We start from the raw sequence: 23,004 nt of genomic DNA, 5'->3' as shown, positions 1-23,004 counted from the left end.
TACAGTCGGCCTGTGCCCGGCGCGCCGCTCAAGCCGATGCTCGCGATGACCGGGCAGCTTCCGGCCGGCCCCGATTGGGCGTACGAGTTCAAGTGGGACGGGGTACGCGCGCTCGCCGAAATCGCCGGCGGACGGCCACGCCTGTACGCCCGCTCCGGCGTCGAGATCACCACCGCCTATCCCGAGTTGATTTCGCTCGGCGAGCAGGTCGACGACGCACTGCTCGACGGCGAGGTGGTCCTGTTCGACCAGGCCGGACGACCCTCGTTCACCGCCCTGGCCGAGCGGATGCACGTGCGCAACGCCGTGAAGGCGGCCCGGCTGGCGGCAACCGTCCCGGTCACGTACATGATCTTCGACGTGTTGCGGTTGGCCGGGCAGGATCTCACCGGCTGGCCGTACGCCCGGCGGCGGGAGGCCCTCGACGGCCTGGCTCTGGGCGCGGCGCGGTGGGCGGTCCCACCGGTCTTCTCCGACGGCCCGGCCACCTACGAGGCGGCCGGCGAGCACGGCCTCGAAGGGGTGATGGCCAAGCGGGTCGAGTCGGTCTACCGGTCCGGGGTGCGCTCGCCGGACTGGGTGAAGGTCAAGCTGGAGGTGACCGGCGACTTCGTGGTCGGCGGCTGGCGGCCCGGCGCGCGGAAGATCGGCGGGCTGCTGGTCGGGGTGCCCGGTGCCGACGGTCGACTCGTCTACCGGGGCCGGGTCGGTGGTGGGATCGGTGCCGCCCTCGAACGGGAACTGCTGCGCGAGTTGGAGCCGCTGCGCACCACCGCCTCGCCGTTCGGCGGCGACGTCCCCCGCGAGGATGCCCGGGGCGCGATCTGGGTAACTCCCCGGCTGGTGGTGGAGGTCAAGTACGGCCAACGCACCCCGGACGGGCGCCTGCGGTTCCCCCGGATCCTGCGGATCCGCCCGGACAAACCGGCCGAGGAGGTCGACGATGCCAGCTGACCGGTTCCCGGTCGAGGTGCAGGGCCGCACGCTGGAGCTGTCCAACCTGGACAAGGTGCTCTATCCGACGGCCGGCTTCACCAAGGGCGAAGTGATCGACTACTACACCCGGATCGCCCCGGTGCTGCTGCCGCACCTGGCCGACCGGGCGCTGACCCGCATCCGCTACCCGAACGGGGTGACCGGCGGCTCGTTCTTCGAGAAGAACGCTCCGGCCGCCACCCCGTCCTGGGTACGCGTCGAGACGCTGCCCGCGCCGGGCTCCACCAAGGGTCGGGAGACCATCGACTACGTCGTCGCCGACGACCTGCCCACGTTGGTCTGGCTGGCCAACCTGGCCGCCCTGGAACTGCACACCCCGCAGTGGAAGGTCGGCGCACACCCGGACCTGATGGTGATCGACCTGGATCCGGGTGCTCCGGCGGCACTGGAGCAGTGCTGCCAGGTGGCCCTGACGCTGCGCGACCGACTGGCCGCCGACGGCATCGACTCCTACCCGAAGACCTCCGGTAAGAAGGGCATGCAGCTCTGCTGCCCGATTTCCGGCACCCAGCCCGCCGACGACGTGTCGGCCTACGCCCGGCGCGTCGCCCAGGAACTCGAACGCGAACAGCCGAAGCTGGTGGTGTCGAAGATGGCGAAGAACCTGCGACCGGGCAAGGTCTTCATCGACTGGAGCCAGAACAACGCGGCGAAGACCACGGTGGCGCCGTACTCGCTGCGCGCCCAGCCCGTCCCGTCGGTGTCGACACCGCTGACCTGGGACGAGGTGTCCGCCGGTGCGGCGGGCCGACGCCCGGCCACCAAGCCGTACCCCGCCGGTGAGGTGCTGGAGCGGGTCGAGCTGCACGGCGACCTGCTCGCCCCACTGCTCGACGGCGGCCCCGCACTTCCGCGGTAGCCCCACCGTCCCTGCTCACACGACGGTGCCCCCGGGCCAGGTGGTGTAGGAGATCCGGGCGTTCAGGTTGGCCGGTACGCCGAGCCAGCCGTAGCAGTTCACCAGGACCACCGTGTTCGCCCCGGATCGTCCCCAGCCGGCGAGCACGCAGTGGCCGCGAGGCCGGCTGCCGGGAAGTATGCCGAGGTGGGCGTTGACGAAGGCGGTGCCGAACGCGGTCCCGGTGCCGCTGAAGGTCATCTGGTAGCGGCCGGTGCCGGTCAGTGTGCCGCTGGCGCCGCCGTAGCCGGGCAGCGTCGAGTTGTAGCTGTCGCCGCTGATGAACCCTCCGGTGATGTTGTCGCCATAGAGGGTTCCGCTGGCGAACCGTGGGCCCGCCGAGTGGCCGAGCAGGTCGACCCGGGAGCCGTAGGTGACCGCGAACCGCGCGTCGACGTCGTTACCGGCGGCGTTGGCGCATCGCACCTCCCGCCCGTCCGGCCAGTCGATCTGGCAGTTCACCGCGCTGCCGCCCAGCGCCGTGACGTGCGTCATCGGGAAGATCGGGGCACCCGACTCACTTGCCGGGTTGGGGTTCATGCGGAAACGGTAGTGACCGGTACCGAGCCGCTCATAGCTGATCGTTCCGCCCGTCGAGTCGTAACGCAGACCGGCCGGGATGGTACGCAGACCGACCGGCGTCGCCTGGTCGGTGGTGAACCAGGCCAACCGTCCCTGATGGATCTGCCGCCGGTTGGTGAAGGTCGCCACGAACCGGCTGTCCACCGGTGCGCCGGTCGCCCCGAAGCACCGTACCTGGATCAGCAGATGGTCGCCGCCCAGCAGGCTCCGATACCAGCTGACCACCGTGCAGTGCACGGGGCCACCACCGTACGCCACCACGTGCGCGACGCCGGTGCTTGTCGCGGCGTGCTGCAACTCGACGGTGTACGCCCCGGTGCCGGTCCGCCGTACGACGATGTCACCCTCGGTGGAGGACCAGCTCCAGCCGTTGTCGACCGTGTACTCGGCCGCACCCGGCTGGTTCGCCCACACGGTCGCGACGACCGCGCCGGTGGGTAGCGGATCAGCCGTCGCGGCGGCCGGCGGAGCCAGCACCGCGCCCACCGCGAGCATCACCAGTACGGCCCGTAGTCGGGTCGATCGCCTCATCCGCCAGCCTCCCGCCCGACCGCATCCGACGTCGACATCGGACGCTTGCGCCATGAGTCTGGCAGCCTCCGGCAACGCTCGCGGCGGCCACGCAGAACGTGTTCGAGGAGAACATGGCCTCCGCACAGACGCGCTCAGCCCGGGTGGGCCGGTGCCGACCCGTGCCGCCGCAGGCGCGCGTACCCGCCGCCGAGCATGGCGAGCGCGAGCAGGCTGACGATCACGTCGCTGAGCAGGGCCTGGGTGGGCGATGCCGGTGAGTACGGGGGCACCAGGTAAGCCAGCACGGCCGCCCCGAGGAGCGCTCCCGCAGCACTGGCCAGCACATGTCCCTGACCCCACCCGGAGCGCCCCGACAGGCGAAGGAGCAGCCCCACCAGCGCCGCGACGGCAACGATCGACACGACCACGCCGATCCAGCCGGAGAGCATGGCGACGCCCAGGTAGACGAGGAAGACCAACAGGCCGGGACGGAATGGCCGGGGTGCGGCGATGTCAGCCAGGGGCGGCCGGCGCCGCCAACGCGGCAGGGCGGCCAGCACGACCAGGGCGAGGACCACCGCCGCGGCCCCGACGAGCTGACCGGGGCTGGCCAGGAACTCCTTGCGTCCGCTGTCGTCGGCGAAGACGAGCAGGCTGCCCAGCAGGTAGAGCACGGCCACGACGACCAGGCCGGGCACCCGCAGCCACGGCCGCAGCCGGCGGGCCGGGGAGAGGTACGACTCGACGATGGCGATCGGCGCGCAGATGGTCAACGCGACATGGTTACCGACGAAACTGATCGCCTCCTGCGCGCTGATGCCCAGCACCGGTACGCGGGTGCGGTCCGCCGCGCTCAGCTCCGCGAACTCGGTGTCGGCCAGGTAGTCCGGGTTGAACAGCGACTGGTCCACCAGGCCCGCCTGAAGTACCCCGAACCCGGCGGCCAGCAGGACGATCATCGGCCAGCCGCCACCGGTACGCCGGGCCGCCTCCCGGATCAGCACCGCCGCGCCCCCGTACATCGGTGCCAGGACGACCACGACGCCCAGCATGTCGGTGCCGGCGAAGCCTCCCCACGAGCACTCGGCGGCCCATGGGGCGAGGAAAAGCAGCGCCACGACCGGGACGAGTCGCCGCAACATCGGCTGCCGGCCGCCGTCGAGAGCCGCCCGCTCGTCCTCGTGAGTAGTCATACCCCTGACTCTCCCCGTGACGCGGCACCCGCCACCAATGCCGTCAGTCATGTCTTCGTCGACCCGGCCGGAAAAGGGCGGCCTCGACAGGGCCGGGCGGCAGGAGTAGGACGTACCTATGCGTGCTGCCCTTCCCGTCCCGTCCGCCGCCGGTCTCGCCGATCCGGACCGGCCACTGCTCAGCTACCTCGATTACCGCAGCGGCGCGCGGCACGACCTGACCGCCGCCGCGCTCGGTGACCTGGCGGCGCGGGCCGCCGGGCTGCTGCGCGACGGCTGCGGACTGACCCCGGGCAGCCGGGTGGCGGTGCTGCTGCCGCCGCACTGGCGTACCGCCGCGGTGCTCCTGGGGGCCTGGGCGGTGGGGCTCGAGGTGTCGTTCCGGCCGCGCGCCACCGCCGGGCTGCCGGTGCTGGAGCCCGGCGGCGACCGACCGTACGACGCGGTCCTGGTCACCCCGGAACGCCTGGACGACTGGTTGGAGGACGTGCCGGACGGGCTGCACCGGTATCTCGTCGGCACCGGGCCGCAGCCACTGGTCGACGTGCCGGTCGGTTGGCTCGACTGGTCGGTTGAGGTGCTGCGGCACGGCGTCGCCCCGACCGACCGGCCCGTGCTGCACGCGAACGACGCGGCCAGCCCGGACGGCACCAGCTACGCCGAGTGGGGTGCGATCGCCAGGGCGGTGGCCGAGCAGCTCGACCTGCGGGTCGGTGACCGGCTGCTGGTCGACGTCGCCGAGCACGACCAGCCGCTGAAGTGGCTGCTCGCCCCACTCTCCGCAGGCGCCACGGTGCTGCTCTGCGCCAACCTGGACCCCGCCGACCGGGACGCTGTGGCCGCCGCCGAGCAGGTCACCCGCGTGCTCTGACCACGTCGAGGCAGGGACGACCCGATGCGGCAACATCCCTGTTGGTGCTGTGTCGGCCCCGAGGTGAGGCAGCAACAACAGGGATGTTGCGCGGATCTTGCCGACGGGGATGCGGTCAGTCGACGGTGGGTAGGGGTGGGCCGAGGACGTCGTCGGCGTCGACGATCGTGTAGGCGTACCCCTGCTCGGCGAGAAAGCGCTGCCGGTGGGCAGCGTACTCGGTGTCGATGGTGTCCCGGGAGACCACCGTGTAGAAGTGCGCCTGCCGGCCGTCGGCCTTCGGGCGCAGCACCCGGCCCAACCGTTGCGCCTCCTCCTGGCGGGAGCCGAACGTGCCGGACACCTGGATCGCCACCGCCGCCTCGGGCAGGTCGATGGAGAAGTTACCGACCTTGGAAATCACCAACGTGCGGATCTCCCCGGTGCGGAACGCGTCGAAGAGGCGCTCGCGCTCCTTGTTCGTGGTCGAGCCCTGCACGATCGGGGCGTCGAGATACTCGCCCAACTGGTGAAGCTGGTCGATGTACGCGCCGATGACAAGCGTCTGCTCGTCCGGATGCCGGTCGAGCAGGGCGCGGACCACCGGCAGCTTGGTGCGGGCGGTGGCGGCCATCCGGTAGCGCTCCTCCGCCTCCGCCGTCGCGTACGCCATCCGCTCGGCGTCGGTCAGGGTGACCCGGACCTCGACACACTCGGCCGGGGCGATCCAGCCCTGCGACTCGATGTCCTTCCACGGCGCGTCGTACCGCTTCGGGCCGATCAGGCTGAACACGTCCCCCTCCCGGCCGTCCTCGCGCACCAGGGTGGCGGTCAGGCCCAGCCGGCGGCGGGCCTGGAGGTCCGCGGTGAAGCGGAAGATCGGCGCGGGCAGCAGGTGCACCTCGTCGTAGACGACCAGGCCCCAGTCGCGGGCACCGAACAGGTCCAGGTGGGTGAAGGCGCCGCCGCGCCGCGAGGTGAGCACCTGGTACGTGGCGATGGTGACCGGGCGGATCTCCTTGCGCTCGCCCGAGTACTCGCCGATCTCCTCCTCGGTCAGCGAGGTGCGGGCGATCAGCTCCCGCTTCCACTGCCGGCCGGCGACCGTGTTGGTGACCAGGATCAGCGTGGTGGCCTTCGCCTCGGCCATCGCCGCCGCACCCACCAGCGTCTTGCCGGCCCCGCAGGGCAGCACCACCACACCCGACCCGCCGGCCCAGAACGCCTCGACCGCCTCCCGCTGGTACGACCGCAGCGTCCACGGCCTGCCACCGTCCTTGCCGGCCTCGGCCAGCTCGATCGGGTGCGCCTCGCCGTCGACGTACCCGGCCAGATCCTCCGCCGGCCAGCCGAGCTTGAGCAGGGCCTGCTTGAGCCGCCCCCGCTCGGAGGGGTGCACCGCGATGGTGTCGTCGTCGATGCGGTTGCCGAGCATCCCGGCCAGTTTCTTGCTCTTGGCCACCTCGACCAGCACCACCCGGTCCAGGGCGCGCAGCACGAGGCCGTGTGCCGGGTCGTTGGCGAGCTGGAGCCGCCCGTACCGGTCCATCGTCTCGGCCACGTCCACCAGCAGCGCGTGCGGCACCGGGTACCGCGAATACTTGATCAGCGCGTCCACCACACCCTCGGCGTCGTGGCCGGCGGCACGGGCGTTCCACAACCCGAGCGGGGTCAGCCGGTACGTGTGCACGTGCTCGGGCGAGCGCTCCAGCTCGGCGAAGGGAGCGATGGCCATCCGGCAGGCCTGTGCGTCGGGATGGTCGATCTCCAACAGGAGGGTCTTGTCCGACTGCACGATAAGCGGTCCACCACTCACGCCGAATCCTCTCGTCCGTACGGCTGACCCGGCCGCCGAGGCAGGCGGCTGACCTGCCACTGGGCGACCATCCAGTGTTGCACGCGCGGGCGGGTGGCGAGAAAGTGCTCAGCCGGCGCAACCCCGCCGGTGCTCTGGCGCGTCTAGCAGTAGGGGACGAGTTGTCGAGGTCGGTGGCCGCCGGGTCCCAGGACGGGCCACCGTACGCCCTCGCGGTCGTCATGCCGGTCGGTGCCGGTGCGCAGCGCGTTCGATCCACGGCCGGACGGGCCAGGAAAGCGGGGGCCGTTCCCGTCGCAGTGGAAGCCAACGGGGGCGAGCGGCGCGCCCGGACCGCACCGGCACCCCTCCACACCGTTTGCGCACCCGGCACCGCGGGGTACGAGCCGAGTCGGATCGTCACCCGATGGTGCTGGCCGACAGCCGCCAAGGGTGACACCCTTGACGGCGAGGGCCGGACCGTACGGGGAGGGCAGATGACCGTTGACCAGGAAGTTGTCCCCGAGCGCGAGCAACTGGAGTCGTCCGAACCCGTCTCCACCGCCACGGTGGTCGCGTACGCCGTCGTGGGCGTCGTCCTGTTCGGCTGGTTCCTCTTCGGCTGGCTGGTGCTCCAGCAGGGCTTCATCGACTCGGTCGGTGAGGCCGCCGGGACGGGCTTCGCCCTGCTGCTGATCGTGGCGATCGTCGGGTCGGTGCGGCGTAGCCGCCGCTGAACCTCACTTCTCCAGCACCGCCGCGGTGATCCGGTGCAGCGCGAAGGTGTGCAGCATCTCGGTGCGTTCGTCCTCGGCACGCAGGTAGCCCGCGCCGAGTGAGACGGGTCGCACCAGCCGCGAGGCGGTTGCCCCGTGCGCGTCGACGTAGCCGACCCAGACCAGCGCCTTGTCGCGTACCGCCTGCTGAAGCACGGCCAGGGCGTCGTGGTGATTGTGTGCGGGAACCGGCCCGTCGGGCGCCGCGCCCCGCACCACCGCCGGCGCCCGTCGGGCCGCCCGCGCCACCGCGTCACCCCGCCGGATCTGCTCCACCACACCGAGCAGACGGGGCAGCGGCAGGTGCGGGGTGGCGAGTGGGTCGATCACCCGGTTCGCCACCGACACCCTGGCGGGTGCCCGGCGGGCCTTCGGTCGGGTGAGCACCGTCGACCCGGTGGCGTCCTCGGCCACCGGGGCGTAGCCGGCCTCCCGCAGCACGCTGAGCAGGCGGCCGCCCTGGTACGGGGTCACCAGCACGGTCGGCGCGAGCCGGCGCAGCGCCAGAGCCTCCACCCGCCGGTCGGCGAGCACCTCGGCCAGCAACGCCTCGTCGTCGCTGCGCAGGTACGCCCCGGCAGAGCCGATGCGCAGCCCACCGTGCTTGCGGGCCGCGTCGTCGACCAGGTACGTCAACCCCTGCGGTACCGGAGTTCGGGACCGGCGACGGAACAGGTCGTGCAGGTCGTCAGCGGAGTAGCCGGCGTCCAGGGCACGTCGCACACTGCTCGTGGTGATCCGGTGCACGCTCGCTCCGCCGGCCGACTCCGGCTCGGCGACCACCTCCAGTTCGGCGGCGAGCGTCGGCTCGGGCGGCCCGGGCACCACCACGGTCAGGTCGGCTTGGACCAGGAAGTGGTCCACCGGGGCGGGCAGCAGCGCGTCCAGGGACCGGACCGCGCCGCCGCCGTCCTCGGCGTCGGCCAGCAACCCCAGCGGGTCGTCCGTGGCGCCGTGCTCGCTCGCCGTCGCCTCGGCCAGCAGCAGCCGTCCGTACGAGGTGAGCGCCCCCAACCCGGTCACGCCCAGCGTGGCCGCCTCGGCAAGCACCTCCCGATGCGTGTTCTCCCGGCCCCGGCTGCGTCGCGGCGCCTGCCAGTCCAGCAGCGTCAGCACCTCCTCGACGCTTGGCGCGCTGGCCGGTTCCAGATCCGCGAGGATGCCGAGCACCGCCCGGCGGGCGGCCGGCGCTCCGGCCCGTTCCGCCTCCGCCGACAGCACCGTGATCGGCCGGTCCCGGTCGTCCCGCTGGCCGACCAGCCCGACCTGCCGGGTCATGGTCAGCCAGGCCCGGGCCAGCTGCTCCCAGCGTTGGGCCAACGAAGCGGCCCGCCACATCTCGTAGCCGGCGGTCGGCAGCACCTGCTGGTCGGCGCCGTACCGGCCGGCGACGCCGGGCAACTCCATCTCACCGATGAGCCCGGCCGAGTACGCCACCTCCAGCAGCAGCGCGGCGGTCGACTCGTCCGACCCGGTGGCCCGCGCCAGCCGGCGCAGGTCACGCACGCCGATGCCGCCGGAGCGCAGCACCGGCGCCGGTTCGGCGGCCAACTGCTCCAGCAGCGCCTCGGTGTGGCGTACCACCTCCATGGTCTGCCCGGCCCCGGCGGAGTCGGCGGCCTTCGGCTCGCGGGGCGTGGCTGCCACCTGGGGTGGACTGCTGCGCAGCGGACCCAGCGGACCGGTCTCGCGGCGCAGCAGCAGCCCGATCTCCCGGGGCAGCTCGACCATGCCGGTGGTGCCACCCTTGCCGCCGGAGACCCGCACCAGCAGCCGGTGGTCGACCAGCCAGCGCACCGGGGACCCGGTCGGTGCCCCGCCGTTGGTGTCGTCCGGCGGCAGGTCGTCGTCCGCGCCGACCGCCGGCGCCTGCAACGCGCCGGGCGGCACGCTGCCGACCGGTGGGCCGGCGGCCAACCGGTCCAGGATCGCCCGGGCCGACGGCGGCGCGGACAGCAGCGTCCGCCGCAGCTTCGCCGGGTCCGCGCAGAGCGCGGCCGTGCGCGGGTCCAGCTCCGCCGCCGGCCGACCCAGCCCGGCGGGGTACGGGGAGATCTCGTCGATGCCACCGACGAGATGCAGGGCGCTGTCGGGGCCGTACAGCAGGAACCTGGCCCGCAGCCGGTCGACGGCGGCCCGGACGGCGGTGGGGGCGGGTGGGTTGGGGCCGGTGGTGGCCAGGGCGAGAACCCCGTCGACCGAGGTGGTGCCGTCGGCCGGGTCACGGGTCAACCGGGCGGCGTCCATGATCTGGAGCGTGAACTGGTCCAGCCCGTCGAGTGCCCGCGACACCGAGACGCGGGACTGTGCCCGGAGGGCGAGGGCGGCGATGTCGGCGGGGACCGGTACGACGAGGTCGGGCCGGAGCTGAAGGAGCGCGGCGAGGGACTCGTCGGGCAGCGACCGCAGGTGGTCGGCGAGTGAGGTGCTCATCGTCGTTCCACGCTAGCCCGGTGAGGGGCGGTCTCGCCCATCGGACGTCCCGGCCGGTCTGACTGGCCGGGTAGCTTTCCAGGATGTCCTCGTTGACCGTCGGGTTCGATCTCGACATGACGCTCGTCGACTCGCGCCCCGGCATCGCCGCGACCTACCGCGCGCTGACCGAGCGGACCGGTGTGTCCGTCGACGCCGACGCCGCCGTGTCCCGGCTCGGCCCGCCGCTGCGTACCGAGATCGCCCGCTGGTTCCCGCCGGAGCAGGTCGAGCAGGCGGTGGCCGTCTACCGCGAGCTGTACCCGGCGTACGCGATCACGCCGACCGTGCCGCTGCCCGGCGCCGTGGCGGCGCTCGCCGCGGTCCGCGACCGGGGTGGCCGGGTGTTGGTGGTCACCTCCAAGATCGGTCGGCTGGCCCGGCTGCACCTGGAGCATCTGGGGCTGGCCGTGGACGAGCTGGCCGGTGACCTGTTCGCCGAGGAGAAGGCGACCGCGTTGCGGGCGCACGGGGCGACCCACTACGTCGGTGACCACGTGGCGGACATGGTGGCCGCCGGTGCGGCCGGGGTGCCCGGCATCGCGGTGGCCACCGGCCCGTGTACGGCGGACGAACTACGGGTCGCCGGGGCGGCGGTGGTGCTGGCGGATCTCACCGGATTCCCGGCGGCGCTCGACCGGATGATCCGGCTAGCCTTGAGGCAGTAGACGGTTCAAGCGAAGCAGAGGTTCTCAGGTGCCTACGGGTCGAGTGAAGTGGTACGACGCGGCCAAGGGATACGGGTTCGTCACCAGTGACGAGGGTGGCGACGTGTTCCTGCCGAAGGGCGCGCTACCGGCGGGTGTCACCGAACTCAAGGGCGGCCAGCGCATTGATTTCAGCGTGGTGGACAGCCGGCGGGGCACCCAGGCGATGGGGGTGAAGCTCCTGGACGCTCCGCCGTCCGTGGCGGAGCTGCGCCGACGCCCCGCCGAGGAGCTGCACGGCCTGGTCGAGGACATGATCAAGGTGCTGGAGGCGAAGGTCCAGCCGGACCTGCGCCGGGGCCGCTTCCCGGACCGTCGGACCGCGCAGAAGATCGCTCAGCTGGTCCACGCGGTCGCCCGCGAGCTGGAGGTCTGAGGCACGAGCCCGGCGTCGGCGGCCCGGCCGAGCAGCGCCTCGACGGCAGCGAACCCCGCCTCACCCAGGTCCGCGGTGAACTCGTTGACGTAGAGGCCGATGTGCCGGTCCACCACGTCGGGCTCCATCTCCTGGGCGTGCGCCAGCACGTACCCCCGGCTGGCCGCCGGATCGGCCCAGGCCCGTCGGACGGAGTCCCGAATCCAGCCCGCGGCCTGCTGCGGATCGACCACGCCCCGGCGGGCCAGGATGGCGCCGAGCGGAATCGGCAGCCCGGTGTCGGACTCCCACCACTCGCCCAGGTCGACCAGGGCGGTGAGGCCGTGTCGCGGATAGGTGAACCGGGCCTCGTGGATCACCAGTCCGGCGTCGTAGCGGCCGGCGGCCACGCCCGGCATGATCTCGTGGAACGGCACCACCTCGACGCGCTGCGGCGTCCGCCCGGCCGACCAGAGCCGGAACAGCAGGTACGCCGTGGTCCGGTCGCCCGGCACCGCCACCGTGGCGCCGGTGAGATCGTCGCGGTCCGGGCCGCCGTCACGGTCGGCGCGGGTGAGCACCAACGGGCCACAGCCCCGACCCAGCGCACCCCCACAGGGCAGCAGGTGGTAGTCCTCCAGCAGCCACGGCAGCGCCGCGTAACTCACCTTCACCAGGTCGAACGCGCCGCGCTCGGCGGCCGTGTTGGTGACGTCGACATCGGCGTACGTCACCTCCACCGGCGGCGCGCCGGGCACCTGCCCGTGCACCAGGGCATGGAAGACGAACGTGTCGTTGGGGCAGGGCGAGATCGCCAGCGAGAGCGCCACACCCCCACCGTAACCCCGTCCACGTGCCCCGCTGCCAGCCCGGTAGCGATCCAAGATCCGGGCAACTTCCCGGAGGTTGCTGCCTGAACTCGGCCAGAATCAGCAGTATCGCTGAAGGTGCGCAGATCTTGGGATGGGGTTGGCGGGTCAGCGTAGGGCGGGGGCGGCGGCGGTGAGGGCGGTGAGGGCGTCGCGCAGGCGCCACGCGTCGCGGTCGCGGGGGCCGATCGGGTTCGAGATGGTACGCAGCTCGGCGAAGGGCACGCCGGCCTGGCTGGCGGCGACCGCCACGCCGTACCCCTCCATGGCCTCGGCCACCGCCTCCGGGTGGCGCCGGACCAGCTCGTCGGTGCTGGCGGCGGTGCCGGTCACGGTGCTGACGGTCAACACCGGTCCGACGGTCGCGGCCGGCAGCGCCCTGCGCAGGGCCGCCAGCAGCTCCGGATCGGCGTCGAGGGCCGGACCACCGCCGAGCAGTTCGGCCGGCATGCCGAGTTCGTCGATCGGCACGAAGCCGTCGGGCGACTCCGCGCCCAGGTCGGCGGCGACGGCCCGGCTGCCGAGCACGGTGCCACCGACCGCGACCCGGCCGGCGAAGCCGCCGGCCACCCCGGCACTGACCACTGCCCGGTACGGGCGGCCGGCCAGCTCGGCGAGCGCCAGCAGGCGGGCGGTCGCCGCACCGGCGACCGCCGGGCCTACTCCGACCGGCAGCACCGCCACGGTCGGGTCGGCGAGACCGGCCTGGATCGCCTCCGCCTCGGCGGGAACGGCGGTCACCACGAGCAGACCGCTCACGCGAGCGAACCCGGTGAGCTGCGGCGCGTCTCGTCGTCGCCGCCGGAACCGGTGACGGTCGAGGAGGGCCGGTAGATGTGGAATCCGGGGGGTGCCAGCCCCGGCTCCTCCGGACCACGCCCGCCCTGGAAGGGGGCCGGAGACGTGGGGGTGGATTCAGAGCCGCTGTCCGCCTCAGCGGTGTCCGTCTCGGCCGGCTTCTCGGCGGCCAGCTCGTCGTCGGTGAGCGGCCGTCCGTGCAGCCTCTCGCCCCGCAGCCGCCGGGCCATCACCAGCCCTCGGGCGGCGGCGAGCGCACCGACGGCAGCGGCGACGGCGATGCCGATCCGGCCGTGGAAGGGTACGAGCCCGAGACCGCCACCGGCGACGAAGGCGAGCATCAGCACCGTCTCGGAATGGGCGAAGGAACTGGCCCGCAGCCGCTCCGGGATGCGTTCCTGGATCGAGGCGTCCACGGCCAGCTTGGCGATGCCGCTCATCATGGCCGTGACCACACAGAGCAGGGCGACCATCGGCAGCGAGAAGCTCAGCACGGTGAGCACGGCCACCCCGGCGACGATCACCATGCCGCTGGACTGGAGGGCGGCCGGACGGTGGATGCGCAGCCGGGTACCGATCGCGGTGGCCAGGAAGGTGCCGACGGCCAGCGCGCCGCCGACCAGGCCGAGTGATCCCTCGTCCCCCAGGTCACGTCCGAACACCACGGTGGTCAGGTCGCCCGCCTTGATGGTGAAGGCCAGGAACAGCAGCAGGAAACCGTAGACCGCACGCAGCGTGGCCGCACCGACCAGGGTCGAGATCACCAACCGTCCGGCGGGTCTGCCTCGGCCCAGTGGTCGCTCGTCCGCGCCCCGCCGCAGCGCCCGCAGCGGTCGCGGTACCCGTTCCGGTGGTTCGGAGTCGGCCTTCGGCGGCAGTCGGAGGGCGATCACCATGCCGACCAGGAAGATCACCGAGGCGACCCGTAGCGGCCACTGCGGTCCGAACCAGAAGGCGGCGAGGCCGATCGGGGCGACCAGCGCTCCCGCGACCGTGCCGTAGACGCTGGCCCGGGCGCCCACCTGGGACAGGCCGAGCCCTTCCGGCAGCAACCGGGGTACGGCCGCGGAACGGGCCACCCCGTACGCCCGGGAGAGCGCCAGCACGCCGAAGGCGGCCGGATAGAGCCCGAAGCCGTGGATGTAGTCGGAGATCAGCCAGGCCAGGAACGCCCGACCCAGCATGGTGGTGGCCAGGGCGTACCGCCGGCCGTGCCGGAAGTGGTCGAGCAGCGGACCGACCACGGGAGCGAGCATCGCGAAGGGCACCATGGTCACCAGCAGGTAGAGCGCGACCTTGCTCCGCGCCTCGCCGAGCGGCACGTTGAAGAAGATCGTCCCGGCCAGCCCGATGGCGATCAGCGTGTCACCGGCGCAGGAGATCGCGTGCAGGTCGAACAGGCGGACCATGCCGGTCTCCCCACCGGCACCCCGGGCCCGGGCCCGGGCGGCGCTGCGGGTCACCCAGCGACCGCTGGTCACTGAGCCGCGCAGCATCAGCCGGGTGGCGCGGATGCCGGTGCCGACGGTCCGCCCGAGGAGGGACCGCTCAGAGCGGGAGAACAGCGGCATGGCACCCATCCTGACCCATCGGCGCGGGCGATGCTGCGCCACCGCGGAGAACACCTCTGGGGAGTGCCTCACAGTCGACCCACACGATGGGGAACAATGGTCGGGTGACCAGGCCCGCCTCCGCCCGCGCCGCTCGTCTCGACCAGGTCTGCGCCGCCGCCGTCGAGGTGGCGCGCGCCGGCATCACCGAGGTGAGCCCCGACGACGTCGGCGATCACCTCCAGGTCGTCGCCGAAGGTGATCGACTCGTCACGCACTACTTCGAGTGTCGGCTGGCCGGTTACCGCGGTTGGCGGTGGGCGGTCACCGTGACGCGGGTTCCGCGCAGTCGTACGGTGACGCTCTGTGAGACGGTGCTGCTGCCCGGGCCGGATGCGCTGCTCGCCCCCGGCTGGCTGCCCTGGCAGGAGCGACTCAAGCCCGGCGACCTGGGCCCCGGCGACCTGCTGCCGACCCCGTCCGACGACGAGCGACTTCAACCCGGCTACCTGCTCTCCGACGACCCGGCGGTCGAGGAGACCGCCTGGGAGTTGGGGCTCGGCCGTCCCCGGGTGATGTCGCGGGAGGGCCGGATCGAGACGGCCCAGCGCTGGTACGACGGTGATCACGGTCCCTCGGCGCCGATCTCCGCCTCCGCGCCGCCCGCCGCCCGCTGCGGCACCTGCGGCTTCTACCTGCCACTCGCGGGCAAGCTGCGGCAGTGTTTCGGCGTCTGCGGCAACTTCTACGCGCCCGACGACGGCCGGGTGGTCAGCGCCGACCACGGCTGTGGTGCCCACTCGGAGACGCTTGTCGAGGCGGACACGGCGGTCGACGAGATGCCCACCGTCTACGACGACAGTGCGGTGGAGCCGATGGCGGTCAGCCGGGCCATCGGGTCCGTCGACAGCGGCGAGCCGGCGGAGCCGTACGGGCACTCCTGACCATGTCCGGCCGCTGACGGCTCAACCGGCGGCGCGACGACGGCGGCGGTTGGCGTCGTGCCGCATCATCACCGCGAGACCGGGAAAGCCCCACAGGAACCCGGCCAGGCAGATCCAGAGCCAGTTCTCGTGGCCACCGGCGACCAGCCGGTCGCGGAAGAGCAGCAGCACCAGTCCGGCGACGGCCCAGGCTGCCATCCCGGCGAGGGCGAACGGCACCATCGGCGGGTCGAGCGGCTCGGGGCGGGGTGGCGGGGTGGGCACCCGGTCAGCGTACGTGACCCTGCTTTCCGTCAGCCCGGTCATCTGCAACGATGCGCGCGACAACCCGATGATCCGCTGTGAGGTTCCTGATGGCAGTAGCGCCGCCCGACAACGGCACCCCACCCGATTCCCGCCAGCCGCGCAACGGCTTCGACCGGTACTTCGAGATCTCGGCCCGCGGTTCCACGCTCAGCCGGGAGGTGCGCGGCGGTCTGGCCACCTTCTTCACGATGGCGTACATCGTGGTGCTCAACCCGCTCATCCTGGGCAGTGCCGTCGACGGTGACGGCAACACCCTGCCTATCCCCGCGATCGCGGCGGCCACCGCCCTGATCGCGGGTCTGATGACCATCCTGATGGGCGTGGTCGGCCGCTTCCCGCTGGCGGTCGCCGCCGGCCTCGGCGTCAACGCCCTGGTGGCGTACGAGATCGCGCCCGAGATGACCTGGGCGGACGCGATGGGCCTGGTGGTGATCGAGGGTGTGATCATCGCGGTGCTGGTGCTGACCGGGCTGCGTACCGCCGTGTTCCGTTCGGTGCCGACCCAGATGAAGACCGCGATCGGCGTCGGCATCGGCCTGTTCCTCACCATCATCGGCCTGGTGGACGCCGGCTTCGTCCGGCGAATCCCGGACGAGGCGAACACCACCGTGCCGGTCGGTCTCGGCATCGGCGGCAAACTCGTCAGCTGGCCGATGCTGGTCTTCGTGGTGGGCCTGCTGGTGACCCTGGTGCTCGTGGTACGCCGGGTCAAGGGCGCCATCCTGGTCGGCATCCTGGCCTCCACGGCGCTGGCCATGCTGGTGGAGGCGGTGGGTGACATCGGTCCGTCGTTCGTCGACGGGGTGCCGAACCCGAAGGGCTGGTCGCTCAACGTTCCGACGCTGCCGAGCAACCCGTTCGACGTGCCGGACCTGTCGCTGCTCGGGCAGTTCAACGTGTTGGACTCGTGGGGGCGGGCCGGTTGGCTGGTCGTGCTGATGTTCATCTTCACCCTGCTCATCACCGACTTCTTCGACACGATGGGCACGATGGTGGCCGTCGGCCAGGAAGGCGGCATGCTCGACGAGCAGGGCACTCCGCCGCGTACCCGCGAGATCCTGCTCGTCGACTCGATCGCGGCGGCCAGCGGTGGCGCGGCAAGCGTCTCCAGCAACACGTCGTACATCGAGAGTGCCGCAGGTGTCGCGGAGGGCGCCCGGACCGGGGTGGCGAACCTGGTCACCGGCGTGCTCTTCCTGCTGGCCATGTTCCTGGCGCCGCTGGTGGTGGTCGTCCCGTTCGAGGCGGCGTCCGTCGCGCTGGTGGTGGTCGGCTTCCTGATGATGACGGCGGTCCGGACGATCGACTGGTCCGACTACGAGATCGCCATCCCGGCCTTCCTCACCATCGTGCTGATGCCGTTCACCTACTCGATCTCGAACGGGATCGGCGCGGGCCTGATCGTGTACGTGGTGATCAAACTGGCCAAGGGGAAGTCCCGGGAGATCCATCCGCTGCTGTACGCGGTGGCGGCGCTGTTCGTGGTGTACTTCCTGCGCGGTCCGATCGAGACGCTGCTCTTCTGACAGCCGCCGGGCCGGGCGCGTGTGATCCACGTGACGTGATCGCCGCGCCCGGCCTGGAGCAGGAGAAACGTCGGGGTGAGCATGGTCATATCCGCTGCGGCTCGGTCAGCTAATTAGTTAGGCTAACTATCGTGACGGAGCGGACGGTGACGGCTCAGAGCATGCCACCGGCGCAGCTGGCCCTCCAGTTGCGTGATGCGATCACCCGGTTGAACCGGCGGGTCCGCCAGGCCCGGCCGGTTGGTGACCTCACGGTCACCCAACTGTCCGCGCTCACCAGCCTTCGGCTGGCGGGCGCGCTCACGCCGCGGGAACTCGCCGACGTCGAACGGGTGCAGCCACCGACGATGACGAAGATCGTCGCGAAGCTGGAGGAGCGCGGCCTGGTGCAGCGCACCCCGCACCCGACCGACGGCCGGCAGGTCATCCTCGCGACGACCGAGGGGGGCCGGGCCGTGCTCGACCAGTTCGAGCGGGTCCGGGACGAGTGGCTGGCCCGCCGGCTGGCCGAGCTGAGTGACACCGATCGGGAGACCCTGCACCGGGCCGCGGAGATCCTGCAACGAATCTCCCGCGCCTGACGCCGCGCACCGGGTGTGCGCCCCGCGCCGTGCCGTCCGTCGTTGACGACGCGTACGACCGCAAGGAGGCGCACCAAGAGTGCAGGCAAGACTGAGCACGATGTTCCAGTCCCTACAGGTCCGCAACTACCGGCTCTTCGCATTCGGACAACTGGTCAAGCTGATCGGTGTCTGGATGATGTTCATCGCCCAGGACTGGCTGGTCCTTGAGCTTTCCGGCGACTCGGCCACCGCCCTCGGTGTGGTCGTCGCGCTGCAGTTCACGCCCGTGCTGCTGCTCACCCTGCTCTCCGGGCGGCTCGCCGACCGGTACGACAAGCGGCTGCTGCTCTTCGTCGCCAACGCGTTCTGGACCGTGCTGTCGCTGGCCATGAGCCTGCTGGTGCTGACCGACCTGGTCCAGCTCTGGCACGTCTTCGTCTTCGCCGCCCTGCTCGGGGTCGCCAACGCGATGGAGACCCCGGTTCGTCAGGCGTTCGTCTCCGAGCTGGTCGGCACGGCGCTGCTGCCCAACGCACTCTCCCTCAACGCGGCCGTGTTCAACTCGGCCCGGATCGTCGGTCCGGCCGTGGCCGGCCTGGCCATCGCCGCCTTCGATGTCGGGCCGGTCTTCCTCGTCACCGCGCTCAGCTCGATCGCGCCGCTGGTCACGGTGATCCGGATGCGGCCGGCCGAACTGCACCGGGAGCCGCTGCCGGCCCGTGGCGAGCGGGCCGCGGCGACCGTGCTCGACGGGCTGCGCTACGTCGCCCGCCGTCCCGACCTGCTGCTCCCGATGGTGGTGATGTCGGTGATCGGGATGTCGCTGTTCAACTTCCAGCTGACCCTGGCGGCGCTGGCCAAGACGGTCTTCAACACCGGGGCGGCCTCGTTCGGCCTGTTCAGCACCACGCTGGCGGCCGGCGCGCTGGTCGGTGCGCTGGCCGGGACCGGGCGGCGGAGCAGACCGTCGGTGTGGCTGGTGCTGGGCGCCGCGATCGGTTGCGGCACCTTCGGCACGCTCGTCGGGCTGGCCCCGGCGTACTGGATGGTGGTCGCCCTGTTGCCGCCGACCGGTTTCTTCATGGTCTATTTCGCCCAAGCGGCGAACCAGCGGGTGCAACTCGGCACCGACGCCGCCTTCCGCGGACGGGTGATGGCGCTGTGGGTGCTGGTGTTCCTCGGCACCAACCCGGTCGGCGCCCCGATCATCGGCTGGGTCGCGGAGACCTTCGGCGCCGGTGCCAGCATCTGGGCCGGTGGACTGCTCTCGCTGACCACCGCGCTGCTGGCGCTGGCCTGGCAGCTACGCCGGGCCGGTGCCCGACTGCGGTTCCGCGTCCTGCCGCTGCCCCGCTTCTACGTCACCGAGATGTGACGAGTTCCTACGGCCGGCCGCGCCCGCTGCCCGGTCGGTCCAACACTGGGACTTCACCGGCGGTTGGATAGCGAATCGCCGCACGCGTGGAATGCGGAAAATCGGTTACCTGACGCTATGCAACGGCATAGCTTCGATGGGTGGAGATCCTACGCCTACTGTTGCTGGCCGTGGCGCTGGCCGCCGTGGTCTTCGTGCCGGTGCTGATCGCGCTCGTCATCTGCGCCGACGAGGTCGTCGACCGGTTGACCTGCCGGTACGGCGAGTGGCGGCAGCGGCGCCGCGAACGACGCCTGATCGCCCGGCTGAACGAGGCCGCCGACGCCGTCGCGGTCGCCGACCGGATCGACCTCGGCGCGCTCGACCGGCTGGACCGGCGACCGCTGGAACAGATCGCCGCCGACCTGCGGTGCCTGCGCCGGGATCGGGCCGGCGGCAGCAGACCGGCGGTGTGGCACAGTGACGTGCTCGACGCGTACGACGGTCGGCTCCGGCTGGCCTGCCGGGCGTTGGGCATCACCGAGCATCTCGCCGAGTTGACCGGCCTGGACCGGCAGATCGAGCGGGTACGGGTCGAGGCCGAGTTGGACGCCGCCGGCCTACTGCTGCCGGCCACCCGCCCCGAGCAACCCGAGCGGAACCACTGACTGCCATCCTGTGACAGGTGCGGCTCTTCATCGCGATCTACCCACCGGTCGAGGCCATCGCGCACCTGAGCCCCCGGTTGGCCGGGTTGCGCCTGGCGGCGGCCTCGGCCGTCGGCACGAACGTCCGGCTGGTCGACCCGGCCACGGCCCATCTGACGCTCGCCTTCCTCGGCGAGGTCGATCCCGTACGGCTGGCCGAGCTGCGGCAGCTACTCCCACGCGCCGTGCAGGCTGCCCACGGTGGTGCTGCGGCGGAGGCGCCCGCCGGGTGCAACGGTCCGGCGGTGCTGCGGCTGGGCGGCGGTGGTCGATTCGGCTGGGGCCGCAGCACCGTGCTCTGGGTCGACGTGCACGGCGACGTCAACCGTCTGGGAGCGTTGGCCGGTGCCGTCCGGACCGCACTGACTGCCGCCGGGTTTCCCGGCGACGAGAGGCCGTTCCGGCCGCACCTGACCATCGCCCGTCCGGGTGACCGGCTGTCACCCGCCGACATCGAGGCGGACCTGGCAACCCTCCACGACTACCTCGGCCCGCCCTGGCCGGCCGAGGAACTGGTGCTGGTGCAGAGCCGGCCCGGACCCCCGTCGCGCTACCACCGTCTCGCCGCCTGGCCCCTCTGAACCCGGCACGCCCCGCTGACTCTCGCCGATCTTGCACTTCTGGTCGCTAAAACGTCCGTTATCAGACTGATGTCCCGACAGAAAGTGCAAGATCGGCGTGGCGACGGAGGTGCGGCGAGGCGCGGCGTGCGGTGCGGGTGGGTCAGGAGGACTCGCGGGCCGCCGGGCCGGTGCCGAAGAGGACGTCGTCCCAACTGGGCAGCCGCTTGCGCGGCTTGCCGCCGGCCTCGCCGGACTCGGTGGCACCAGCGGCCGGCGCGTTGGTCCGGCGTGGACGCAGCACCGCCAACGAGGGCACGGCCGGAACCTCCTTGGGCGCGTCCGCGTCGTCGTCGAAAGCCGAGCCCTGACCCCCGCCGAGCAGCGCCGCGGCGCCCCCGCCAACCGCCCGCTGGCGTTGCGTGTCCGGACCGCCCGCGAGCGCGGCCGGTGTGCGCGGTTCGAGCCCACGGCCCGTGGTCGAACCGAGTGGCCGGTCGAGGGAGGCGAGCAGCGCGTCGCGGCCGGCGCGGATCGGGTCACGACCCGCGCGACCCGACTCGGCGGGCGAGGGCAGCCCGTGTCCACCGCGACTCGGCTCGCCGCGCGACGGGCCGGGCAGGGCGTGGCCGCCCCGCTCCGGTGCCGGCTCCTGGCCCAGGATCGGCGTCGGGCGCTCGGCGCACAGGTATTGCGCCATGTCGTCGTGCGGGGCTACCGACTGCCGGGTCTTGTCCAGATCCCAGACCGCCTGGGCGGTGGCCTTGCCGGACGGCCAGGTCGCGACGATCCGCCAGGTGCCGTCGTCGCGACGCCAGGCGTCCCAGGAGATCTTTTCGGTGTCGATCCCGTGCTGGGCGAGCCGACCGTTGACCACCTCGGCCAGTGGCGTCGGCTTCTCGGCACCCTTGAGCCGGGTGCGCCGGGCGTGCTGGGCGAGCATCGCGCGCTCCTGGAGCACCGGCCCGGCGTAGCGGAGCACCCGATCGACCGGGACGCCGGCGATCCGGGCGACGTCCTCGGCGGACTCACCGGAGCGGATCCGGGCCTGGATGTCCCGAGGAGACAGCGAAGGCACCGGGTCGGCGGCGGCCGGTGCCACCGCGAGCGTGGGCGTGCCCGGCTCGGCGTGCAGCGCTCCGGCGATACGCTCGTCCAACGGCAGGGCGAGCAGTCGCCCGACCTCGTCGGCGAGCACCAGGGCCTGGCCGTCCTCGGAGAGGGCGACGAAGCGTACTGGGCGCATCGCGTTGCCTCCGTCCCGCTTCGCTGGCCGTACGCCACGAGCCGGCCACCCGGGGCGTTGCGCTCCACGGTACGCCCATCCGTCCCCGGGCGGGAGACGCCACGCCCGGACAAGCGGCGGATCCGCCTGCTCCGCCGCTGTGTGACGGGTCAGCTGTCGACGGCGGACAGTGCTGTGATGCCCGGTCCGAAGTGGTGCGGAATCAGTCGGGTGCCGGAGGCCGACCGAGGCATCCCACGGCGCGGGCCCGGCACCCCGATCGGGGTGCCGGGCCAGTGGCGAGGCCGGGTCGGCGGTCCTACAGCCGTTCGACGACGTAGTCGATGGACGCGGTGAGCGCCTCGACGTCGGCCGGCTCGACGGCCGGGAAGAGTGCCACCCGCAGCTGGTTGCGGCCCAGCTTGCGGTACGGCTCGGTGTCGACGATGCCGTTGGCGCGCAGCGCCTTGGCGATCGCACCGGCATCCACCCCGTCGGCGAAGTCGATGGTGGCGACCACGTTGGAACGCAGTGCCGGGTCGGTGACGAACGGCGTGGCGACGGACGAGCGCTCGGCCCAGCCGTACACGATCGCGGCGCTCTCGGCGGTGCGCTTGGCCGCCCAGGCCAGACCGCCCTGGGAGTTCATCCAGTCGGTCTGCTCCGCGGCCAGGAAGATGGTCGCCAGCGCCGGAGTGTTGTAGGTCTGCTCCAGCCGCGAGTTGTCGATCGCGGTGACCAGGTCGAGGAAGGCCGGAATGTACCGCCCCGAGGCCTTGACCTCGGCGGCCCGCTCAAGCGCGGCCGGTGACATCAGGGCCAGCCAGAGCCCGCCGTCGGAGCCGAAGCACTTCTGCGGGGCGAAGTAGTACACGTCGGTCTCGCCCACGTTGACCTCCAGCCCACCGGCACCGGAGGTGGCGTCGACCAGCAGCAGGGAGCCGGGGTCCGCGCCGGCCACCCGGCCGATCGGCACCGCCACGCCGGTGGAGGTCTCGTTGTGCGGGGTGGCGTAGACGTCCACGCCCGCCTCGGCGACCAGGGCCGGGGCGCTGCCCGCGTCCGACTTGCGGACCGTGGGCTCACCGAGGAACGGCGCGTCCTTGACGGCCTTGGCGAACTTCGCGCCGAACTCGCCGAAGCTGGCGAACTGCGCGCGGTCGCGGATAAGGCCGAACGCGGCGACCTCCCAGAAGGCGGTGGTGCCACCGTTGCCGATGATCACCTCGTAGCCCTCGGGGAGGGAGAAGAACTGGGCGATGCCGGAGCGCAACCGGGCCACCTGGTCGCGGACGGTCTTCTGCCGGTGCGAGGTGCCCAGGTAGCTGGTGGTCACCTCGGCGAGCGCGGAGACCGCCGCCGGACGGACCTTGGACGGCCCGCAGCCGAATCGGCCGTCGGCGGGCTTGATCTCGTCGGGAATCCGGATGGTCGGTGCGTCAGCCACGGTGTTCAAGATCCTTCC

General features: G+C 72.2%; 22 protein-coding genes. 12 read left to right on the top strand and 10 right to left on the bottom strand.

The window, feature by feature from the left end; genetic code table 11:
- Positions 1 to 12 precede the first annotated feature (12 nt).
- Positions 13 to 954, top strand: coding sequence for a non-homologous end-joining DNA ligase (gene ligD, locus O7605_RS17635; protein ID WP_269740195.1), 942 nt, complete (start codon positions 13 to 15; stop codon positions 952 to 954).
- Positions 944 to 1,855: a non-homologous end-joining DNA ligase gene (gene ligD / locus O7605_RS17630; RefSeq protein ID WP_269740194.1), complete on the top strand. Its 912-nt coding sequence runs from the start codon at positions 944 to 946 to the stop codon at positions 1,853 to 1,855. Before ligD (O7605_RS17635) ends, ligD (O7605_RS17630) begins: the two co-directional genes overlap by 11 nt.
- 15 nt (positions 1,856 to 1,870) lie before the next feature.
- On the opposite strand, the gene O7605_RS17625 is transcribed toward ligD (O7605_RS17630), so the two are convergent.
- Positions 1,871 to 3,007: a hypothetical protein gene (locus O7605_RS17625; RefSeq protein ID WP_269740193.1), complete on the bottom strand. Its 1,137-nt coding sequence runs from the start codon at positions 3,005 to 3,007 to the stop codon at positions 1,871 to 1,873.
- Between the two features lie 134 nt (positions 3,008 to 3,141).
- A complete protein-coding gene (locus O7605_RS17620; RefSeq protein ID WP_269740192.1) occupies positions 3,142 to 4,182 on the bottom strand; it encodes a hypothetical protein in 1,041 nt (346 codons plus the stop codon).
- Between the two features lie 118 nt (positions 4,183 to 4,300).
- Here O7605_RS17620 and O7605_RS17615 point away from each other — a divergent pair, with 118 nt between their 5' ends.
- Positions 4,301 to 5,053: a TIGR03089 family protein gene (locus O7605_RS17615; protein WP_269740191.1), complete on the top strand. Its 753-nt coding sequence runs from the start codon at positions 4,301 to 4,303 to the stop codon at positions 5,051 to 5,053.
- 115 nt (positions 5,054 to 5,168) lie between these two features.
- Here the strand turns inward: O7605_RS17615 and O7605_RS17610 are convergent, their stop codons facing one another.
- Positions 5,169 to 6,848, bottom strand: coding sequence for a DNA repair helicase XPB (locus O7605_RS17610; RefSeq protein ID WP_269740190.1), 1,680 nt, complete (start codon positions 6,846 to 6,848; stop codon positions 5,169 to 5,171).
- Between the two features lie 476 nt (positions 6,849 to 7,324).
- On the opposite strand from O7605_RS17610, the gene O7605_RS17605 reads away from it, so the two are divergent.
- The gene (locus O7605_RS17605; protein ID WP_269740189.1) at positions 7,325 to 7,564 is read left to right on the top strand and encodes a hypothetical protein; all 240 of its coding nucleotides are present in this window, start codon (positions 7,325 to 7,327) and stop codon (positions 7,562 to 7,564) included.
- A 3-nt stretch (positions 7,565 to 7,567) separates the two neighbouring features.
- Here O7605_RS17605 and O7605_RS17600 read toward each other — a convergent pair whose 3' ends face one another.
- Positions 7,568 to 10,036, bottom strand: a complete 2,469-nt coding sequence (locus O7605_RS17600) for a helicase-associated domain-containing protein (RefSeq protein ID WP_269740188.1) — start codon at positions 10,034 to 10,036, stop codon at positions 7,568 to 7,570.
- An 83-nt stretch (positions 10,037 to 10,119) separates the two neighbouring features.
- Between O7605_RS17600 and O7605_RS17595 the strand changes: the two genes are divergently transcribed.
- Positions 10,120 to 10,743, top strand: a complete 624-nt coding sequence (locus O7605_RS17595) for an HAD family hydrolase (protein WP_269740187.1) — start codon at positions 10,120 to 10,122, stop codon at positions 10,741 to 10,743.
- Between the two features lie 28 nt (positions 10,744 to 10,771).
- Positions 10,772 to 11,158: a cold-shock protein gene (locus O7605_RS17590; protein WP_099847833.1), complete on the top strand. Its 387-nt coding sequence runs from the start codon at positions 10,772 to 10,774 to the stop codon at positions 11,156 to 11,158.
- Here the strand turns inward: O7605_RS17590 and O7605_RS17585 are convergent.
- The 3 genes from O7605_RS17585 to O7605_RS17575 form a co-directional block, all read right to left on the bottom strand.
- A complete protein-coding gene (locus O7605_RS17585) occupies positions 11,119 to 11,967 on the bottom strand; it encodes a 1,4-dihydroxy-6-naphthoate synthase (protein WP_269740186.1) in 849 nt (282 codons plus the stop codon). The genes O7605_RS17590 and O7605_RS17585 overlap by 40 nt on opposite strands.
- 147 nt (positions 11,968 to 12,114) lie before the next feature.
- Entirely contained in the window at positions 12,115 to 12,765 is a 651-nt protein-coding gene (locus O7605_RS17580) for a futalosine hydrolase (RefSeq protein ID WP_269740185.1), read from the bottom strand.
- Positions 12,762 to 14,375 (bottom strand): MFS transporter, encoded by a 1,614-nt coding sequence (locus tag O7605_RS17575; RefSeq protein ID WP_269740184.1) that lies wholly within the window; start codon positions 14,373 to 14,375, stop codon positions 12,762 to 12,764. The genes O7605_RS17580 and O7605_RS17575 overlap by 4 nt, the downstream gene beginning before the upstream one ends.
- An 86-nt stretch (positions 14,376 to 14,461) precedes the next feature.
- Here O7605_RS17575 and O7605_RS17570 point away from each other — a divergent pair, with 86 nt between their 5' ends.
- The gene (locus tag O7605_RS17570; protein WP_269740183.1) at positions 14,462 to 15,298 is read left to right on the top strand and encodes a DUF3027 domain-containing protein; all 837 of its coding nucleotides are present in this window, start codon (positions 14,462 to 14,464) and stop codon (positions 15,296 to 15,298) included.
- A gap of 21 nt (positions 15,299 to 15,319) precedes the next feature.
- On the opposite strand, the gene O7605_RS17565 is transcribed toward O7605_RS17570, so the two are convergent.
- Complete coding sequence (locus tag O7605_RS17565; protein ID WP_269740182.1) at positions 15,320 to 15,562, bottom strand: DUF2530 domain-containing protein; 243 nt, start codon at positions 15,560 to 15,562, stop codon at positions 15,320 to 15,322.
- Positions 15,563 to 15,651: 89 nt separating this feature from the next.
- On the opposite strand from O7605_RS17565, the gene O7605_RS17560 reads away from it, so the two are divergent.
- The 5 genes from O7605_RS17560 (at position 15,652) to thpR (ending at position 20,335) form a co-directional block, all read left to right on the top strand.
- On the top strand, positions 15,652 to 17,130 hold the full coding sequence (locus tag O7605_RS17560) for an NCS2 family permease (RefSeq protein WP_269740181.1): 1,479 nt from the start codon (positions 15,652 to 15,654) through the stop codon (positions 17,128 to 17,130).
- Positions 17,131 to 17,261: 131 nt separating this feature from the next.
- Positions 17,262 to 17,711, top strand: a complete 450-nt coding sequence (locus O7605_RS17555) for a MarR family winged helix-turn-helix transcriptional regulator (protein WP_216592721.1) — start codon at positions 17,262 to 17,264, stop codon at positions 17,709 to 17,711.
- A gap of 79 nt (positions 17,712 to 17,790) precedes the next feature.
- Positions 17,791 to 19,068 (top strand): MFS transporter, encoded by a 1,278-nt coding sequence (locus tag O7605_RS17550; protein WP_269740180.1) that lies wholly within the window; start codon positions 17,791 to 17,793, stop codon positions 19,066 to 19,068.
- A 140-nt stretch (positions 19,069 to 19,208) separates the two neighbouring features.
- Positions 19,209 to 19,715, top strand: a complete 507-nt coding sequence (locus tag O7605_RS17545; RefSeq protein WP_269740179.1) for a hypothetical protein — start codon at positions 19,209 to 19,211, stop codon at positions 19,713 to 19,715.
- A 17-nt stretch (positions 19,716 to 19,732) separates the two neighbouring features.
- Entirely contained in the window at positions 19,733 to 20,335 is a 603-nt protein-coding gene (gene thpR / locus O7605_RS17540; RefSeq protein WP_269740178.1) for an RNA 2',3'-cyclic phosphodiesterase, read from the top strand.
- A 142-nt stretch (positions 20,336 to 20,477) separates the two neighbouring features.
- Here the strand turns inward: thpR and sepH are convergent, their stop codons facing one another.
- Together sepH and serC are read right to left on the bottom strand one after the other, a co-directional pair.
- Entirely contained in the window at positions 20,478 to 21,560 is a 1,083-nt protein-coding gene (gene sepH, locus O7605_RS17535; protein ID WP_269740177.1) for a septation protein SepH, read from the bottom strand.
- A gap of 298 nt (positions 21,561 to 21,858) precedes the next feature.
- A complete protein-coding gene (gene serC, locus O7605_RS17530; protein WP_269740176.1) occupies positions 21,859 to 22,986 on the bottom strand; it encodes a phosphoserine transaminase in 1,128 nt (375 codons plus the stop codon).
- Between the last annotated feature and the right edge of the window lie 18 nt (positions 22,987 to 23,004).

The organism is Verrucosispora sp. WMMA2121 (assembly GCF_027460185.1).
GTDB classification, from domain to species: Bacteria; Actinomycetota; Actinomycetes; order Mycobacteriales; family Micromonosporaceae; genus Micromonospora; species Micromonospora palythoicola.
Note: the sequence above shows the minus strand (reverse complement) of the source record. Positions and strands in the feature narration are given on the sequence as shown.

Coding starts and splice junctions, on each gene's coding strand:
- ligD (WP_269740194.1), top strand. CDS start 944: ATGCCAGCTGACCGGTTCCCGGTCGAGGTGCAGGGCCGCACGCTGGAG.
- O7605_RS17625 (WP_269740193.1), bottom strand. CDS start 3,007: ATGAGGCGATCGACCCGACTACGGGCCGTACTGGTGATGCTCGCGGTG.
- O7605_RS17620 (WP_269740192.1), bottom strand. CDS start 4,182: ATGACTACTCACGAGGACGAGCGGGCGGCTCTCGACGGCGGCCGGCAG.
- O7605_RS17615 (WP_269740191.1), top strand. CDS start 4,301: ATGCGTGCTGCCCTTCCCGTCCCGTCCGCCGCCGGTCTCGCCGATCCG.
- O7605_RS17605 (WP_269740189.1), top strand. CDS start 7,325: ATGACCGTTGACCAGGAAGTTGTCCCCGAGCGCGAGCAACTGGAGTCG.
- O7605_RS17600 (WP_269740188.1), bottom strand. CDS start 10,036: ATGAGCACCTCACTCGCCGACCACCTGCGGTCGCTGCCCGACGAGTCC.
- O7605_RS17595 (WP_269740187.1), top strand. CDS start 10,120: ATGTCCTCGTTGACCGTCGGGTTCGATCTCGACATGACGCTCGTCGAC.
- O7605_RS17575 (WP_269740184.1), bottom strand. CDS start 14,375: ATGCCGCTGTTCTCCCGCTCTGAGCGGTCCCTCCTCGGGCGGACCGTC.
- O7605_RS17570 (WP_269740183.1), top strand. CDS start 14,462: ATGGGGAACAATGGTCGGGTGACCAGGCCCGCCTCCGCCCGCGCCGCT.
- O7605_RS17560 (WP_269740181.1), top strand. CDS start 15,652: ATGGCAGTAGCGCCGCCCGACAACGGCACCCCACCCGATTCCCGCCAG.
- sepH (WP_269740177.1), bottom strand. CDS start 21,560: ATGCGCCCAGTACGCTTCGTCGCCCTCTCCGAGGACGGCCAGGCCCTG.